This is a genomic window from Sunxiuqinia dokdonensis (assembly GCF_001270965.1).
In the GTDB taxonomy this organism is placed as follows: Bacteria; Bacteroidota; Bacteroidia; order Bacteroidales; family Prolixibacteraceae; genus Sunxiuqinia; species Sunxiuqinia dokdonensis.
In genome coordinates, this window is sequence record NZ_LGIA01000124.1 from 1 (window position 1) to 15,047 (window position 15,047).

General features: G+C 45.9%; 11 protein-coding genes. 4 read left to right on the top strand and 7 right to left on the bottom strand.

The features are described 5' to 3' along the window. Positions 1 to 355 precede the first annotated feature (355 nt). The 3 genes from nifJ to NC99_RS07700 all read right to left on the bottom strand — a co-directional run bounded on the left by nifJ (position 356) and on the right by NC99_RS07700 (position 5,715). Positions 356 to 3,916, bottom strand: coding sequence for a pyruvate:ferredoxin (flavodoxin) oxidoreductase (gene nifJ, locus NC99_RS07690; protein ID WP_053181804.1), 3,561 nt, complete (start codon positions 3,914 to 3,916; stop codon positions 356 to 358). 10 nt (positions 3,917 to 3,926) lie between these two features. Beyond that, entirely contained in the window at positions 3,927 to 4,439 is a 513-nt protein-coding gene (locus tag NC99_RS07695) for a four helix bundle protein (RefSeq protein ID WP_082326366.1), read from the bottom strand. A gap of 100 nt (positions 4,440 to 4,539) precedes the next feature. Continuing rightward, complete coding sequence (locus NC99_RS07700; protein ID WP_053181867.1) at positions 4,540 to 5,715, bottom strand: AAA family ATPase; 1,176 nt, start codon at positions 5,713 to 5,715, stop codon at positions 4,540 to 4,542. A gap of 188 nt (positions 5,716 to 5,903) precedes the next feature. On the opposite strand from NC99_RS07700, the gene NC99_RS07705 reads away from it, so the two are divergent. Together NC99_RS07705 and NC99_RS07710 are read left to right on the top strand one after the other, a co-directional pair. Beyond that, positions 5,904 to 7,892, top strand: a complete 1,989-nt coding sequence (locus NC99_RS07705; protein ID WP_053181807.1) for a peptidase U32 family protein — start codon at positions 5,904 to 5,906, stop codon at positions 7,890 to 7,892. 60 nt (positions 7,893 to 7,952) lie between these two features. After that, a complete protein-coding gene (locus tag NC99_RS07710; RefSeq protein WP_053181810.1) occupies positions 7,953 to 8,876 on the top strand; it encodes a DUF6807 family protein in 924 nt (307 codons plus the stop codon). Here NC99_RS07710 and NC99_RS07715 read toward each other — a convergent pair. Next, a complete protein-coding gene (locus NC99_RS07715; protein WP_053181813.1) occupies positions 8,873 to 9,919 on the bottom strand; it encodes a Gfo/Idh/MocA family oxidoreductase in 1,047 nt (348 codons plus the stop codon). The two genes, NC99_RS07710 and NC99_RS07715, sit on opposite strands and share 4 nt — an antisense overlap. A 232-nt stretch (positions 9,920 to 10,151) precedes the next feature. Between NC99_RS07715 and NC99_RS07720 the strand changes: the two genes are divergently transcribed. After that, entirely contained in the window at positions 10,152 to 10,871 is a 720-nt protein-coding gene (locus NC99_RS07720) for a cytidylate kinase-like family protein (protein ID WP_053181816.1), read from the top strand. Between the two features lie 111 nt (positions 10,872 to 10,982). Here the strand turns inward: NC99_RS07720 and rplI are convergent, their stop codons facing one another. The 3 genes from rplI to rpsF are packed head-to-tail and all read right to left on the bottom strand — an operon-like array spanning position 10,983 to position 12,080. Then, complete coding sequence (gene rplI, locus NC99_RS07725) at positions 10,983 to 11,432, bottom strand: 50S ribosomal protein L9 (protein WP_053181819.1); 450 nt, start codon at positions 11,430 to 11,432, stop codon at positions 10,983 to 10,985. Positions 11,433 to 11,450: 18 nt separating this feature from the next. After that, a complete protein-coding gene (gene rpsR, locus NC99_RS07730; protein ID WP_053181823.1) occupies positions 11,451 to 11,720 on the bottom strand; it encodes a 30S ribosomal protein S18 in 270 nt (89 codons plus the stop codon). A gap of 3 nt (positions 11,721 to 11,723) precedes the next feature. After that, positions 11,724 to 12,080: a 30S ribosomal protein S6 gene (gene rpsF, locus NC99_RS07735; RefSeq protein ID WP_053181826.1), complete on the bottom strand. Its 357-nt coding sequence runs from the start codon at positions 12,078 to 12,080 to the stop codon at positions 11,724 to 11,726. 393 nt (positions 12,081 to 12,473) lie between these two features. Between rpsF and NC99_RS07740 the strand changes: the two genes are divergently transcribed. Then, the gene (locus NC99_RS07740) at positions 12,474 to 14,975 is read left to right on the top strand and encodes a glutaminase family protein (protein WP_053181829.1); all 2,502 of its coding nucleotides are present in this window, start codon (positions 12,474 to 12,476) and stop codon (positions 14,973 to 14,975) included. Positions 14,976 to 15,047: the final 72 nt, after the last annotated feature.

The following is a 15,047-nucleotide window of genomic DNA, read 5'->3' on the forward strand; positions in this document are numbered from 1 at the left end:
CTGATCACCCTTTCGATGCCCGTGGCATCGGATGTTTATAGAAACACAGCATCAGGGAAAGATGCGATCCCGGATGGGATCGAACGGCTTGCTTCCTTGCCATTTTTCTACGAACATGTAAATCCGCTGGATTTAAAAATAAAATATCGGAGGATGATTACGAGGCTTAACCTCTGTTTTTCTTACAGATCCCGATCTTCATCGGGATGACGGCTGAGGGTTGGTGTTACATTAAAAGCTGTTGCCGGCTTATTGATCGAATGACTTCGAATCATCCGATCAATAAAACACAAAAAAAGCCACCCTCCCGTAGGAAGATGGCTTTTGAACTATAGTAAACGGTTTTTTTCTCAGATTACTTTTCTTCGACCGTTTCCGGCGCAAAGTTCATAGCAGCGAACCGCTTGTAGGAAGCATGACGCCATTTGGCATTTTCTTCCGACGCTTTAAACAGTTCGGCAGCTTGTTCCGGGAATGACTTTTTCAGTGAAGTATAACGAACTTCGCCGTTCAGGAATTCCTGGAATTTGCTCCAGTCCGGATCTTTTGAATCGAGTACAAAAGGATTTTTCCCTTCCGCTTCGATCATCGGGTTGTAGCGGTACAGTGACCAGTAACCTGCTTCAACGGCTTTCTTCTCCTCAGCCTGGGTGGCACCCATGCTGGCACGCAGTCCGTGGTTGATACATGGAGAATAAGCGATGATCAGCGATGGTCCCGGGTAAGCTTCTGCTTCGCGGATCGCTTTCAGGTATTGTGCCTGGTTAGCACCCATAGCCACTTGTGCTACATAAACATAGCCGTACGACATGGCCATCACACCCAAGTCTTTCTTACGGATTTTTTTACCTGAGGAAGCGAATTTGGCCACAGCACCAACCGGAGTCGATTTTGAAGCCTGACCACCGGTGTTGGAGTAAACTTCGGTGTCCATCACCAATACGTTTACATCTTCGCCCGAAGCCAATACGTGATCCAAACCACCGTAACCGATGTCGTAAGCCCATCCGTCGCCACCAAATACCCAAACTGATTTTTTCACCAGGTATTTTTTCAGGCTCAGAATGTCTTTGGCATAGGTCTCTTCGTTACCAGCCAGTACTTCCAGTACTTTTGCTGATGCTTCTTTGCTTGCTTCGGCATTGTCTTTTCCTTCAATCCAGGCAGTAAAAGCCGCTTTCACATCTTCAGCAATACCATTTTGCAATGCTTCGCTCATGATCATCTCAATGCGGTCGCGTTGTGCGTTCACACCTTCGGCCATACCAAAACCATATTCGGCATTGTCTTCAAACAAGGAGTTGGCCCATGCTGGTCCTTCGCCACTTTCTTTGTGCTTGCAATAAGGCGTTGCCGGAGCCGATCCACCGTAGATAGAAGAACAACCGGTTGCGTTGGCAATCATCATGCGCTCGCCAAACAGCTGGGTAATCAGCTTGATGTATGGTGTTTCACCACAACCTGCGCAAGCTCCGGAGAACTCAAACAACGGCTGTGCAAACTGTGAATTTTTCACTGACTTAAACTTGTCAACCACTTTCTCTTTGTAAGTGACTTGCTTGTCCATATAATCCCAGCGCGCAATTTGCGACTCCTGTGATCCCAGCGGTTTCATGATCAATGATTTCTCCTTGGAAGGACACACCTCAGCACAGTTTCCACAACCGGTACAATCGAGTACAGACACCTGAATACGGAAATTCAAGCCCGGAAATTGTTTGGTTGGTGTCGCTGTTTTGACGGCTGTTCCTTCCGGTGCATTGGCCAGTTCTTCTTCGGTGAGCAGGAACGGACGGATAGCAGCGTGAGGACAAACGTAAGCACATTGGTTACACTGAATACAGTTGTCTTCCTGCCATTCGGGCACGTTGACCGCGATTCCGCGTTTTTCGAAAGCAGCGGTTCCTTGCTCAAAGGTACCATCTTCGTAACCTACAAAAGTAGATACTGGCAGGTTGTTTCCTTTTTGTGCGTTGATCACGTCAACAAATTTGCTGATGTAATCCGGACGGTCAGTGGCAGCTACTTCTTCTTCGAGCTTGATTTCTTTCCACTCGGCAGGAACAGCAACTTTAACCACGTTTTTACCTCCGGCTTCAACGGCGGCAAAGTTCATGTTTACGATTTTCTCTCCTTTGGCACCGTACGATTTTACAATCGCTTTTTTCATGGCATCAACAGCCTGGTCGTAAGGAATTACGCCAGTGATCTTGAAGAAAGCCGACTGCATGATGGTGTTGGTCCGGGTTCCCAGGCCAAGCTCTTCGCCCAGTTTGGTTCCGTTGATGATGTAGAATTTGATTTCGTTTTCGGCCAGGTAACGCTTCATGGCGTCGGGCAGGCGTTTTTTGGTTTCTTCTTCATCCCAAATCGAGTTCAACAAGAATGAACCACCTTTTTTCAGGCCTTTCAACACGTCATACAAGTTCACGTATGCCGGAACGTGGCAAGCCACAAAGTCGGGCGTCGTGATCAGGTAAGTTGACCGGATCGGGCTGTCGCCAAAACGCAGGTGAGAACAAGTGAAACCACCCGATTTTTTTGAGTCATATTCGAAATAACCCTGGCAGAATTTATCGGTTGTGTCACCAATAATTTTGATCGAGTTTTTGTTGGCACCAACCGTACCATCCGAACCTAAACCGTAAAATTTAGCTTCGTAAGTTCCTTCAGGCGAAACTTTAATTTCTTCTTTCAGCGGAAGTGACTTGAAGGTCACGTCGTCAACAATACCCAGTGTGAATCCGTTTTTCGGCTCGGGAAGTTCCAGGTTTTCGTAAACCGACATGATTTGCGATGGCGTGGTGTCTTTTGAACCCAAACCAAAGCGTCCGCCAACAATCACAGGCGCATTTTCTTTTCCGTAGAACAGGTCTTTTACTTCCAGATACAGTGGTTCGCCGTTTGTTCCGGGCTCTTTGCTGCGGTCAAGAATGGCAATGCGCTTCACTGATTTTGGCAGCACATTCATAAAGTATTTGGCACTGAACGGACGATACAGGTGTACCGACAACAGACCAACTTTCTTGCCTTGGGCAGCCAGGTGATCGATGGTTTCCTTAATGGTTTCAGTAACCGAACCCATCGCGATGATAATGTTTTCAGCCTCTTTGTCACCGTAGTAAGTAAACGGGTGGTATTCGCGCCCGGTCAATTTGGTAATTTCCTGCATGTAGCTTTCTACAATGTCAGGAACGGCATCGTAAAATGCGTTGGAAGCTTCTTTTGCCTGGAAGAAAATGTCCGGGTTTTGAGCAGTACCACGGGTTTGTGGAGTTTCAGGATTTAACGCGCGATCGCGGAATGCTTGCAGTGCATCGTAGTCAATCAACGGGCGGATATCTTCCTGATCAATCACCTCAATTTTTTGAACTTCGTGTGAAGTCCGGAATCCATCGAAGAATGAAAGGAAAGGTACGCGCGATTTCAAGGTTGCCAGGTGCGAAACACCCGCCAAGTCCATTTCTTCCTGTACCGAACCGGCAGCCAACATGGCGAATCCGGTTTGACGGGCCGCGTAAACATCGGAGTGGTCGCCAAAGATTGACAAGGCGTGTCCAGCCAGGGCACGGGCACTTACGTGGAAAACAGTCGGCAGCAATTCGCCGGCAATTTTGTACATGTTCGGAATCATCAACAACAAGCCTTGTGAGGCCGTGTAAGTTGAAGTCAATGCGCCTGATTGCAACGCTCCGTGAACAGCACCCGCAGCGCCACCTTCACTCTGCATCTCTGCTAAACGTACCGGACGTCCAAATAAGTTCTTTTTCCCTTTTGCAGCCCATTCATCCACATATTCGGCCATGGTTGACGATGGCGTAATGGGATAGATACAGGCAACTTCGCTAAACATGTAACTCATGTACGCTGCCGCGTAGTTTCCGTCACACGTAATGAATTTTTTTTCTTTTGCCATTTTATTCAAGTTAAATTTCAGATTTATATTCTTTTGATTCTCGATTCTTGTTGTTGGATACTTGATCCGGGATACTTGATCCTTGATCGATACTTGATCCTTGATCTTGGATTGCAGGTATGTTTGTAAAATATTCTTGTTCTGGTTCTTTCAATTGGTTGTGCTTCACTTTTACGACTTCAATAAAACGATTTAACTTCATTCCCAGGTGGTTCGCCAGTTGAAGAAGTTCATCGTAGCTTTTTCGACTTTTCAGCGACTGGGTTTCCCACAAAGTTTCTAAATGATCGATGCTCTCATCGTTTGAAGCCAGTGCATTGATCAGGAAGCGAATGAAATCCTGCTTGTACTCTCTTCTTCCGTAGCCTTCAACAATCAGCGAACGGGTGCTTTTGGAAGAGCGTCGAATCTGGCTGCCCTCTTCATAAAGCTCAAAAGCTGGAAGCTCGGTCATGGTCATCTTGTGAACTTTAATTGAAAGCTCACGAGCCAAAGTCCATATTTCCAGCTTTTTATACGACATCCTTTTTAATTTTATCTATTCTCTTCAATCCTTTTATCTAGCATCTAGCATCTAGCATCTAGCATCCAGCATCTAATATCCAGCATCCAGTATCCAGCATCTAGTACAAAAATCCAAACAACCACAAGGGGATCTTATTCTCGCTGCCGGTTTCAATCATGTCGGCAGCTGCATAAGTTCCATCTTCCGGCTCCGTATATTTTCCTCCAATCATGAAGTGGTATTTTTCGTTCACCTTAAAGTCACCTTTGTCCGAGCTTTTTACCTGGTGCTGGTAGCCCACCTGGTTGTAAAAGAAGGTGGTCCGTAAATTTCGGTTACTGGTGTTGTTCGGTTCTACGGCAAACAGCAGATTGGTGTTGTGCATATAAACCAAATCCGGCTTTTTCGATTGATCTTCGCTGCCATTTTGAAACAGCAGGTTGACGAGACGCGCGTTTTTCAAGTAGCGCATGTAGTTCATAATTGTAGCCCGCGAGGTTTCCACTTCGTTGCTTACCTTGCTGATGTTTGGCGAAAATGGCGCCTCACTGGCAGTGATTTGCAACAGCTTTCTCAGCTTGGGAAGATATTTCAACTCCAATTGGTTGAGATAAGTTACATCCAGCTCCAAGGCCAGGTTGACATGTTTGAGCAGCTTTTCGTAATAAAACGATTTGTTGTTCAAAAAATACGGATAAAAGCCGGTTTGCAAATATTCCTGAAAGTAGGCCAGCGGCTTGATGTGCCCGGTAATTTCGTTTGCAATGGACTGGTGGTTGGCCAGTATTTCATCGAGCTTATAGCGCCGGAACTCATGTTTACCGTGGAAATTTAAGTATTCGCGGAATGACAATCCTTCCAGATGATAGACTTTGGCGATGTTTTTCAGGGCTGCATTTCCTTCGATGACTCTCAAAACAGGCGATGCCGTGAAAACAACTTTAAGCTCCGGGAGATTGTCGTAACAAGCACGCAATTCTTCCGACCATTCCGGATATTTATGAATTTGATCCAGGATGAGCACTTTGCCACCTTTTTTATAGAATTCGTCGGCGAAGTTGTAAATCTTGCGCCGCGTAAAGTAAAAATTGTTCAGGTTGACATACAAGCAGGTCTTGTCGTCGGCATATTTTTCTTTTACCAGGTCGAGCAGAAAGCTTGTTTTGCCTACTCCCCGAAAACCTTTGATACCAATCAGCCGGTGCGACCAGTCAATCTCATCCATCAGTTCGCGGCGAATGGTTTCGCGCGATTGTTCGAAAAGCGTTTGATGTATGTGTATAAGATGTTCCACTTGTATCTGATCTATTTTCTGCAAGCAAAAGTAAACATGAAGTTTGATATTTTGCAATGTAGAGATAACAATTTCGCCCGGAATGTGTAATTTATAATTAATAAAAATAAGCGTTTGACTGGCCTCCGATCTCCAAAAATTAAGAGGGACAATGGATAATACCTATTTTTGTGAAAATTACTTTGTTTATGCGTATCCAAAATCCTGAATTGCTTCTGCCTGCCGGCAATACCGAGTCGTTTTATGCTGCCCTGGAAGGTGGCGCCGACGCAGTTTATCTGGGCTTGACTAGCTTCAACGCGCGTGGTCGTGCAGCCAATTTCACGGAAAGTCATTTGCTGGCTGCTTTGCAGGAAGCCCGAAAGCGCCGGGTGAAAATATATGTGACCCTGAATACGGTGATTAAGAATAAAGAAATCGAGCCCTTGCTCGATGTGCTGGCTTTTTTGGAGCAGGCCGGAGTTGATGCCATTATTATTCAAGACTGGGGTTTGTATTACCTGGCTAGGCTGCGTTTCCGGAAACTGGTGATTCATGCCAGCACGCAAATGGGAAATCACAATTCGCCGGGTGTCGCCTTTTCGGAACAAAAAGGAATGGCCCGGGTGATTTTGGCGCGCGAGCTCACCAAGACCGAGTTGAAAAAAATTGCTGCAAAAGCCAATACGGAACTGGAGTTGTTTGTGCATGGCGCTTTATGCTATTCGTTTTCGGGCATGTGTTTTTTTAGCAGTTACCTGGGCGGCCGCGGTGCCAACCGGGGCTTGTGTGCCCAGCCTTGCCGGCGGATGTACAAAGATGATCAGCAAGATAAGTTTTTGTTTAATCTGAAAGATAACCAACAACTGCCGAACCTGGAGGAACTAAAGGCGCTGGGCATCCGTTCGCTGAAAGTGGAAGGCCGCATGAAATCGGCCGATTACGTGTATCGGGTGGCCCAGGCTTACCGAACGGCTATTGATCATCCGGAGAAAAGGGAGGAAGCGGAAGAACTGCTGAAACTGGATTTCGGTCGCGAAAAGATGGCGTACTTTCTTGGGAAAGACGTGAAAGAAGGTATTACCGATTCCTCAAACACCGGTATTCCGGTTGGTTTTGTGAGCCGGGTGAAGAACCGCGAACTGACCTTCGAGTCCGGCATTGACCTGAAGGAAGGGGATCGGATCCGGATTCGAAATGTGCGAAACGAAAGTACGTTTAATGCCCGCCTGCAAGCCTTGCAAAGAGCGAATAACCGGTACTCCTTTGTGCTGGACAGCAAAGAAACCGTCCAGGCAGGTGATGAACTATTCTGGGTGGGGCGTAAGGCGAAGGCGCTGCCTGCCAAATTCAGAAAACTGCCCAATTATCGGGCGGTGAGACTGCCACTTTCCGAGAAAAAACGATTTCGGGAGCAACTGACAATAAAGCAAAAGGCTTCGACATCGCAGGTTTTTCTTCGGATTGACGATCCGAAATGGTTCGACTGGTTGCGGACCGACGAGCTTGATGGAATTGTGCTGTCGTTCTCTCGCAGACAGTTGGAGGCCTTTGACTTTTCGGCTTCGTTTGTTCAGGCAAACCAGGCGAAAATACACATTGAACTTCCCAAATTTATTGCCGAAGAACAAGTGGAAGACTGGAAATCGCTTTTGCATGAAATTGAAAAGCGAGGAATTGACCGGTTTTTTATTAGTCATTTGTCGCAGAAACTGTTGCTGGACAATTCCAGCCAAGTCATCAGCAACGAAAATGTGTATGTTTATAATGATGCGGCGGCCAAATTGATTCATGAAAGCCGGATCCACAATTTTTGTTATCCTGTTGAAAACGATTTTGAAAATCTGAGGAGCATGAAAAACAAGCAGGGTTTTGTCGTCCTTCATTCGTATCCCGAACTGTTTTTTTCGCGCATGCCGGTGCAGGTTTCGGGTGCCGAAAATCGGTTTAAGGATGATGGCGGAAAATCGTTCGTCAAGTCGCAAAAAGACGGGATGACTATCGTGACTCCGACGATTCCGGTAAGTCTTTTTCAATACCGAAAACAACTGGAGAAGGAGGGATTTTCGAATTTCATCATTGACCTGAATCACGAAAAGCCCACAAAAAATGCTTTGAAAAAAGTGATGACCAAGTTTCGGCTGGCCGAGCAGTTCCAGCCGTCCACAGTTTTCAACTTTAAAAAGGGCTTGGTTTGAGCAGATAATTATATCTTAGTCTTGACGTTTGATTTTACGATAACTCTAACTTCGCTAAACATGAATAAAACACTAGTTCTGCTGCTGTCCGCCCTTTTCTATTCCGCAAGTGCTTTTGCTCAATTGAGCATGGAGCGAACCGATGACGGCATTTTATTGACTGAGGGAGACAAGAAGATTGCCTTTTATAAGAAAGAAGCTGCCGCGATGAACCTCGACAAAGGGCGCAACAACTATTTTCATCCGGTTTATTTGCCCGATGGTACGTTGATTACGGAAGATGCCCCGGCAGACCATATTCATCATCGTGGAATTTTTTGGGCTTGGCACCAGCTTTTGATTGATGGCGAACCCATTGGCGATCAATGGGAGTTGCGGGAGTTCATTCATGATGTGAAGTCGGTTGAGTTTTTTAGGGTCGAAGAGGGCATGGCAACCCTGAAAACCATTGTTAATTGGAACTCGCCAGCGTATGAAGGCGGTGAAAAACCTTTTGTGCAGGAGCGGGTTCAGGTGAATTTTTATGAACAGCGAAAAAACTACCGTATCATTCAGTTTGAAATCGAACTGAAAGCCTTGGTTGAAAACGTGGAGTTGGGTGGCTCTGATGATGTGAAAGGCTATGGTGGCTTTTCTGTTCGAGCCAACTTACCTGCCGATGTGACTTTTACATCGGACGAAGGTGTGGTGCTCCCACAAAACGAAGCCGTTGAAGCGGGCAATTATATCAATATGTCGGGCTCAATGGCTCAAAATTCTCGGCCCGGCGGCGTACTGATTTATTCAGCCAATGAATTTGAAACCGCCAACGACTGGATTTTGCGCAGTGAGAACAGCATGCAGAATGCCGTTTGGCCGGGGCGCAAACCGGTAGCTCTGGCCGAAACAGAACCTACTGTATTGCGTTATGCCTTGGTTCTTTATTCAGGAGAAATCAAAGAAAACCGGGTGTTGAAAACCCTGCGCAAATTATCGTGGGATTAAAGAAAAACCGTTCGGTTTTCTTCGTGGCTTTGCAGGCAGCAATTCAAAATATGAATGACATCGCGGCTCTCTTCCGGCTTAACAGCCAGTTCTTTCCCGTTTACCAGAACTTCATACAGATTCTCGTAAAAAGCTGTGTAGTTTCCAGCTAGGGTTTCAATCGTACCTTTGTAGTTTAGTCCGTTCCACTCGGTGTTGATGATTCCCCAATCTTCTTGCGGTTCGTCTCCCCAGCCGTCTTCGTCGGGCAGGCGTCCGGCTTTTAGCATTTCTTCCTGCGGATCAATTCCCCATTTATGAAAGGTGCCATGTGTGCCGTATAGACTATACCGTGGCCCGGGTTCGCGCACCAGGTAGGATGATTTCAGGATCGCCGCGAAATTTCCATATTGCAGGCGAATCTCGTAATAGTCGTTTACTTCGCCACCGTCGCGTAAAATTGCCAGATGCGCAGTCACGGACTGTGGTAATCCGAATAGTTGCAACACCTGGTCGACCATGTGCGAGCCCAAATTGAAAAGCACGCCATGGCGTTTGTCGCCTTCTTCTTTCCAGGTTCCTTCCTGCACGTAATTCCGGTAGCGGTCAAAATGTGATTCGAACTCAACCAGCCGGCCAATCATTCCGGATGAAAGGATTTTTTTCACCGTTAAAAAATCACCATCCCAGCGCCGGTTTTGGTAAACTGAGAGCACCAACTTTTTGCTTTTGGCCAGCGCAATCAATTCGTCTGCTTGCTCAACTTCGTGCGTGAACGGTTTTTCAACCACCACGTGCTTGCCGGCTTCGAGCGCCTGCTTGCACATGGCATAGTGAAAAACATCGGGTGTATTGATTATGACCAAATCAACCTCCGGCTGCTGGATGAGTTCCTCAAAACTTCTGACAATTTTAGCTTCGGGGTAGGACTCGGCCGACAGGTTTTTGCTTCGTTCCAAAATGGAGTGAATATGAAAATTGGGATTAACCTTTAAGCTGGGCCCGTGAAAAACCATGCCGGACATGCCAAAGGAGGCGAGCGCTGTTTGTATGATTCGATTCATAGAAATAAGTTTTACACGAAAATAGCAAAATGTTTTATGCTGTTAAAAATAGTTTTATAACATTTTTGAAAAGAGCTATTGTAGAGCAGCTTTTGAAGTTTTTTAAATTTTCAGGTTGTAGCTTTATGGATCTGGAGCTTAGGTGAAATGGATGATCATGGAAAGTCTCCGTTTTAAAGATGAAGCGTATGGAATAAGGTTGATTTGATGCAGTACAAAAATCGCAGCGACTATGAAAAATTTCTTGAGTAACTATCTGTCGAACAGTACAATATTTGAAAAGAAATCAAAGTATCCGGGGCCAGTAATCATGATTTCGCGGGAGTGTGGTTGTTCGGCCAAGCCAATTGCCATCAAATTGTCAAAAATCCTTTCAGGCTACAGCTACCAGGCCGAAACACAGACGGAGTCGGAATGGAAATGGGTGAGCAAAGAAATTATTGAAGAGGCTGCGCTGGAGTTGGAATTGCATCCGGATCAAGTGAAGCATGTTTTTTTGTCGGAAGCGAAAACCCATCTGCATGAAGTGACGACTGCTTTTTCTGTCGATAAAGTGTACGATGCCGACGATCAGGAGGTGATTGACACGGTGCGCGATGTCATTTTACGTTTGGCTGAGGTGGGGAATTTTATCATTGTGGGCCGGGCTGCGGGCTCAATTGCACGCGATATTTCACAGAAACTGAGCATAAAATTGCAGGCGCCCCTGGACTGGCGGATCAGCCGGATTATGCAGGTCAGCAATATGACCAAGAGTGAAGCGCAGGCTTATGTGATGGAAATTGACCGCCAGCGTGAGTTGTTTGTGGAACATGTGAACGGACGGAAAATGAACAACAACGATTTCGACCTCATTTTCAATTATGCCACCATGCAGGACGATTACATTGTCGATGCGGTGGTGAATATCATGAAAAACAAACGAATGATTGTTGGGCACGAAAACGAATAGGGGTTTTAGTTAGATCAAGGTGTTTTTCTTATCAAAAAAGCCATCTGTCTTGATGACGGATGGCTTTCTATCTGTTTGAAAAAAATGTGTCTGATGTGTGTAAATCTAAATCTATTCTTCGGTAATAACTTCAAAATCAAAATCAACCACCACTTCTTTGTGTAGTTTAATTTTGGCTGTGTATTTACCGACTTCTTTAATGCTGTCGTCAGCAATTTTAATTTGTTTCCGGTCAATTTCGAATCCTTTTTTGTTAATGGCTTCAGCAAGCTGAATGGTATTAACAGAACCAAAGATTTTTCCGGTAGAACTGGTTTTAGTTGCAATAACAACTTGCTTGTTTTGCAGTTTTTCTGCAATCGCCAAAGCTTCCTCTTTCAGTTTAGCTTCTTTGTGAGCGCGTTGTCTGGTATTTTCAGCCAGTATTTTTTTTGCCGATTCAGTGGCGACAATCGCCATTTTGTTAGGGATCAAAAAGTTACGACCGTAACCGTCTTTAACTGTTACCATGTCGTCTTTGCTGCCCAGGTTCTGAACGTCTTGTAATAAAATAATTTCCATTTTTCTAAATTCTTTAAATTATTTCAACATATCTGTTAAGTAGGGCAGCATCGCTAAATGACGCGAACGTTTAACTGCTTTGGCCACTTTGCGCTGGTATTTCAATGAAGTACCAGTGATTCGGCGAGGAAGAATACGACCTTGCTCGTTCAGGAATTTTTTCAAAAACTCTGGATCTTTATAATCCACATATTTGATTTTGTTCTTTTTAAAGCGGCAGTACTTTTTCTTTTTAATTTCGACTGACGGGGGAGTCAGGTACCTGATTTCACTTTGATTGTTAGCCATAGCTTAATTCTCCTTTTCAGATTTTTTAGCTTTCAAATTATTTTTTCTCTTCTCACTGTACTCCGCAGCGTATTTATCCAACTTAAAAGTCAGGAAACGGATGATCCGCTCGTCGCGTCGGTACTGGGTTTCTAACTTCGCAATCAAGGAAGGCTCAGCCTTAAACTCGATCAGGTGATAAAAACCGGTGCTTTTTTTCTGAATGGGATAAGCTAACTTGCGTAATCCCCAGTCTTCTTCGTTGAGTATCTCTCCACCGTCTTCGGTGATGATGCTCCTGAACTTAGTTACCGCTTCCTTTATCTGTACATCAGATAAAACGGGAGTTGCAATGAAAACGGTTTCATACTGGTTTTTCATAAAACATCTAATTTATTAAACATTAAAACTCTTTACCCATAAAATATGGTCGCGCAAAATTAGAAATTATTTATCAGGAAACAAAACCTTTCTTAGCCTGTTTTTTTTGCCTAGTTTCTTGTTCCACAGGACAATTCCCACATCCATGCGTAATGGGTTGTCCTTGAAGGTGGCCTTTGGGGATTGTCAGGCTTACTTTCTTCTGGTTTTTTTCAGAAAAAGCATGAGTAGATTTCTTTGCCAGAATGTATTGGTTGGTGCAGGCTGGTCTGATTTGAGATTGGCAGTTGCGTAAAGGTAGCCTTATTATTTGAATGAATAGACGAAGAGCTGCCTGCTAAAACCAATAAGAAATTAAAATCAAATCAATTATAAATAAAAACGAACAGTAGAATGAAGAAGAGACCATACTTTGTATTTGTATTGCTGTTGGTTGGGGTGGTGTTTGCTCAATGCACGCAATCCCCAATGGCAACCAAAGTACCCACAACAACCGAGCTTCGCGCTCCGGCTTACCCCTTAATTACCATCGACCCCTACACCAGTGCCTGGTCGATGACCGATAATTTGTACGATGAACCCGTCAAACACTGGACCGGCGAACAACACCCCCTAATTGGAGCCGTTCGTGTTGACGGCCAGGTGTATCGCTTTTTAGGTGAGGTCGATGTACCATGGACGCCAATCGTGCCAATGGCAAACTTTGATTTTTGGAACGCACAATACACCGAGAACGAGCCTGCCAAAGGTTGGGAGAAAGGTGATTTTAATGATGGTTCGTGGAAAACAGGGAAAGGCGCATTTGGAACACCCGAGATGCCTTCGCTTGGGACTGTTTGGACCTCCAAAGATATTTGGGTTCGTCGCGAGTTTTCCATTCCGGACAATCTTTCGGAGGAAGATATTTACCTGATCTATTCGCACGACGATATTTTTGAATTGTACCTGAATGGAACACAGCTGGTAAAAACAGCATACGAATGGCACAATAACGTTGTGCTGAAAATTGATGCTTCCTGGTTGAAACCAGGCGAGAAGAATGTGATTGCTACGCATTGCCACAACCGTACGGGTGGAGGTTATGTCGATTTTGGATTGTATCAGCAAAGCCCCGAAGGCGATGTTTTTACACAAACTGCCAAGCAAACTAAAGTGTCGCTTTCGGCTACACAAACCCACTACGAGTTTACCTGTGGCCCGGTTGACCTGAAACTTCAGTTTGTTTCGCCTTTATTGCCCGATGATTTGGACTTGTTGTCGCGCCCGGTAAATTACATCAACTACCAGGTGGTGTCGAACGACGGAGCTGAGCACGAGGTGCAGGTTTATATTGAAGCCACGCCCGAGTGGGCCGTGAATGTGCCGGCTCAGGAAGTGGAAGTAACCCAAGGTCAGGCAGGAGCGGTCAACTTTGTGAAAGCCGGAACTACCGAGCAGCCTGTTTTGGAGAAGAAAGGCGACAACATTCGCATTGACTGGGGCTATGTGTATTTGGCGGCCAATCAGTCGGAAAACACCAGCCTGTCAATCAACGAATACTTTAGCTCGAAGCAGGAGTTTGAGCAAGCCGGAAAAGTAACCGGTGTTGAAAGTATGACTACGCGTCCGGTGAAAGAAATGCCGGCCATGGCTTTTGTTGATAACCTGGGAACAGTTTCTTCCAAGGAAGCTTCGGGCTATGTGATGCTGGCTTACGATGATTTGGAATCCATTCAATACTTTGGCGACAACCTGAAAGGCTGGTGGACCAAAGAAGGAACGGTCACGATCAACGACGCGCTTCAGGCAGCCTCGGCTGATTACGGCCAGGTGATGAATCGCAGTGCCGAGTTCGATAACCAATTGTGGGACGAAACCGTGCAAGCCGGTGGTGAAAACTACGCCGACCTGTGCGTGCTGGCTTTCCGCCAGAGTATTGCCGCCCACAAACTGGTGAAAGATACCCAGGGCAACATTTTGTTTTTGTCGAAGGAAAACTTCAGCAACGGATCTATCGGAACGGTTGATGTGACTTACCCGTCAGCTCCGCTGTATCTAAAATACAATCCCGATTTGCTGAAAGGCATGCTCAACCCGATTTTCTACTATACCGAAAGCGGCCAATGGACCAAGCCTTTCGCCGCACACGACGTGGGTACCTATCCGCTGGCCAACGGCCAAACTTACGGTGGCGACATGCCGGTTGAAGAATCGGGTAACATGGTGATTCTGACCGCTGCCATTGCTGAAATGGAAGGCAATGCTGACTACGCCGCCGAACATTGGGAGGCATTGACCACCTGGGCCAACTACCTGTTGGAGAACGGACTGGATCCGGACAACCAACTGTGTACGGACGATTTTGCGGGTCACTTTGCCCACAACGTGAACCTGTCGGTCAAAGCCATTATGGGTATTGCCAGCTACGGCCGTTTGGCCAAAATGCTGGGCAAAGACGAGGTAGCCGAAAAATACACCTCCGAAGCCAAACGCATGGCGCAGGAATGGATGAAGATGGCCGACGATGGCGACCACTACCGCCTGACTTTTGACAAGCCCGGAACCTGGAGTCAGAAGTACAACCTGGTCTGGGACAAGCTGATGAAGCTGGATATTTTTCCGGCCGAAGTGGCGCAAACCGAAATTGCCTATTACCTGACCAAGCAAAACAAGTATGGTTTGCCATTGGACAACCGCAGAACCTACACCAAAAGTGACTGGATTGTGTGGACCGCCACGCTGGCCGATGACCAGGAAACTTTTCAAAAGTTCATCGACCCCTTGCATGCTTTTGTCACCGAAACGCCCGACCGCGTGCCCATGTCCGACTGGTACGAAACACCCAGTGCCGAGCAGGTTGGTTTTCAAGCTCGCTCGGTTGTTGGTGGTTACTTTATTAAATTGTTGGAGAAATAGCCGTATTGAAAATATTAGTTAATAGAGAGTAGTAGTAGTGATAGTGTCTGTGGCAATTCTTACGCTGAAAAG

Coding starts and splice junctions, on each gene's coding strand:
- NC99_RS07720 (WP_053181816.1), top strand. CDS start 10,152: ATGAAAAATTTCTTGAGTAACTATCTGTCGAACAGTACAATATTTGAA.
- rpsF (WP_053181826.1), bottom strand. CDS start 12,080: ATGAAAAACCAGTATGAAACCGTTTTCATTGCAACTCCCGTTTTATCT.
- NC99_RS07695 (WP_082326366.1), bottom strand. CDS start 4,439: ATGTCGTATAAAAAGCTGGAAATATGGACTTTGGCTCGTGAGCTTTCA.
- NC99_RS07705 (WP_053181807.1), top strand. CDS start 5,904: ATGCGTATCCAAAATCCTGAATTGCTTCTGCCTGCCGGCAATACCGAG.
- NC99_RS07710 (WP_053181810.1), top strand. CDS start 7,953: ATGAATAAAACACTAGTTCTGCTGCTGTCCGCCCTTTTCTATTCCGCA.
- rplI (WP_053181819.1), bottom strand. CDS start 11,432: ATGGAAATTATTTTATTACAAGACGTTCAGAACCTGGGCAGCAAAGAC.
- NC99_RS07715 (WP_053181813.1), bottom strand. CDS start 9,919: ATGAATCGAATCATACAAACAGCGCTCGCCTCCTTTGGCATGTCCGGC.
- rpsR (WP_053181823.1), bottom strand. CDS start 11,720: ATGGCTAACAATCAAAGTGAAATCAGGTACCTGACTCCCCCGTCAGTC.
- nifJ (WP_053181804.1), bottom strand. CDS start 3,916: ATGGCAAAAGAAAAAAAATTCATTACGTGTGACGGAAACTACGCGGCA.
- NC99_RS07740 (WP_053181829.1), top strand. CDS start 12,474: ATGAAGAAGAGACCATACTTTGTATTTGTATTGCTGTTGGTTGGGGTG.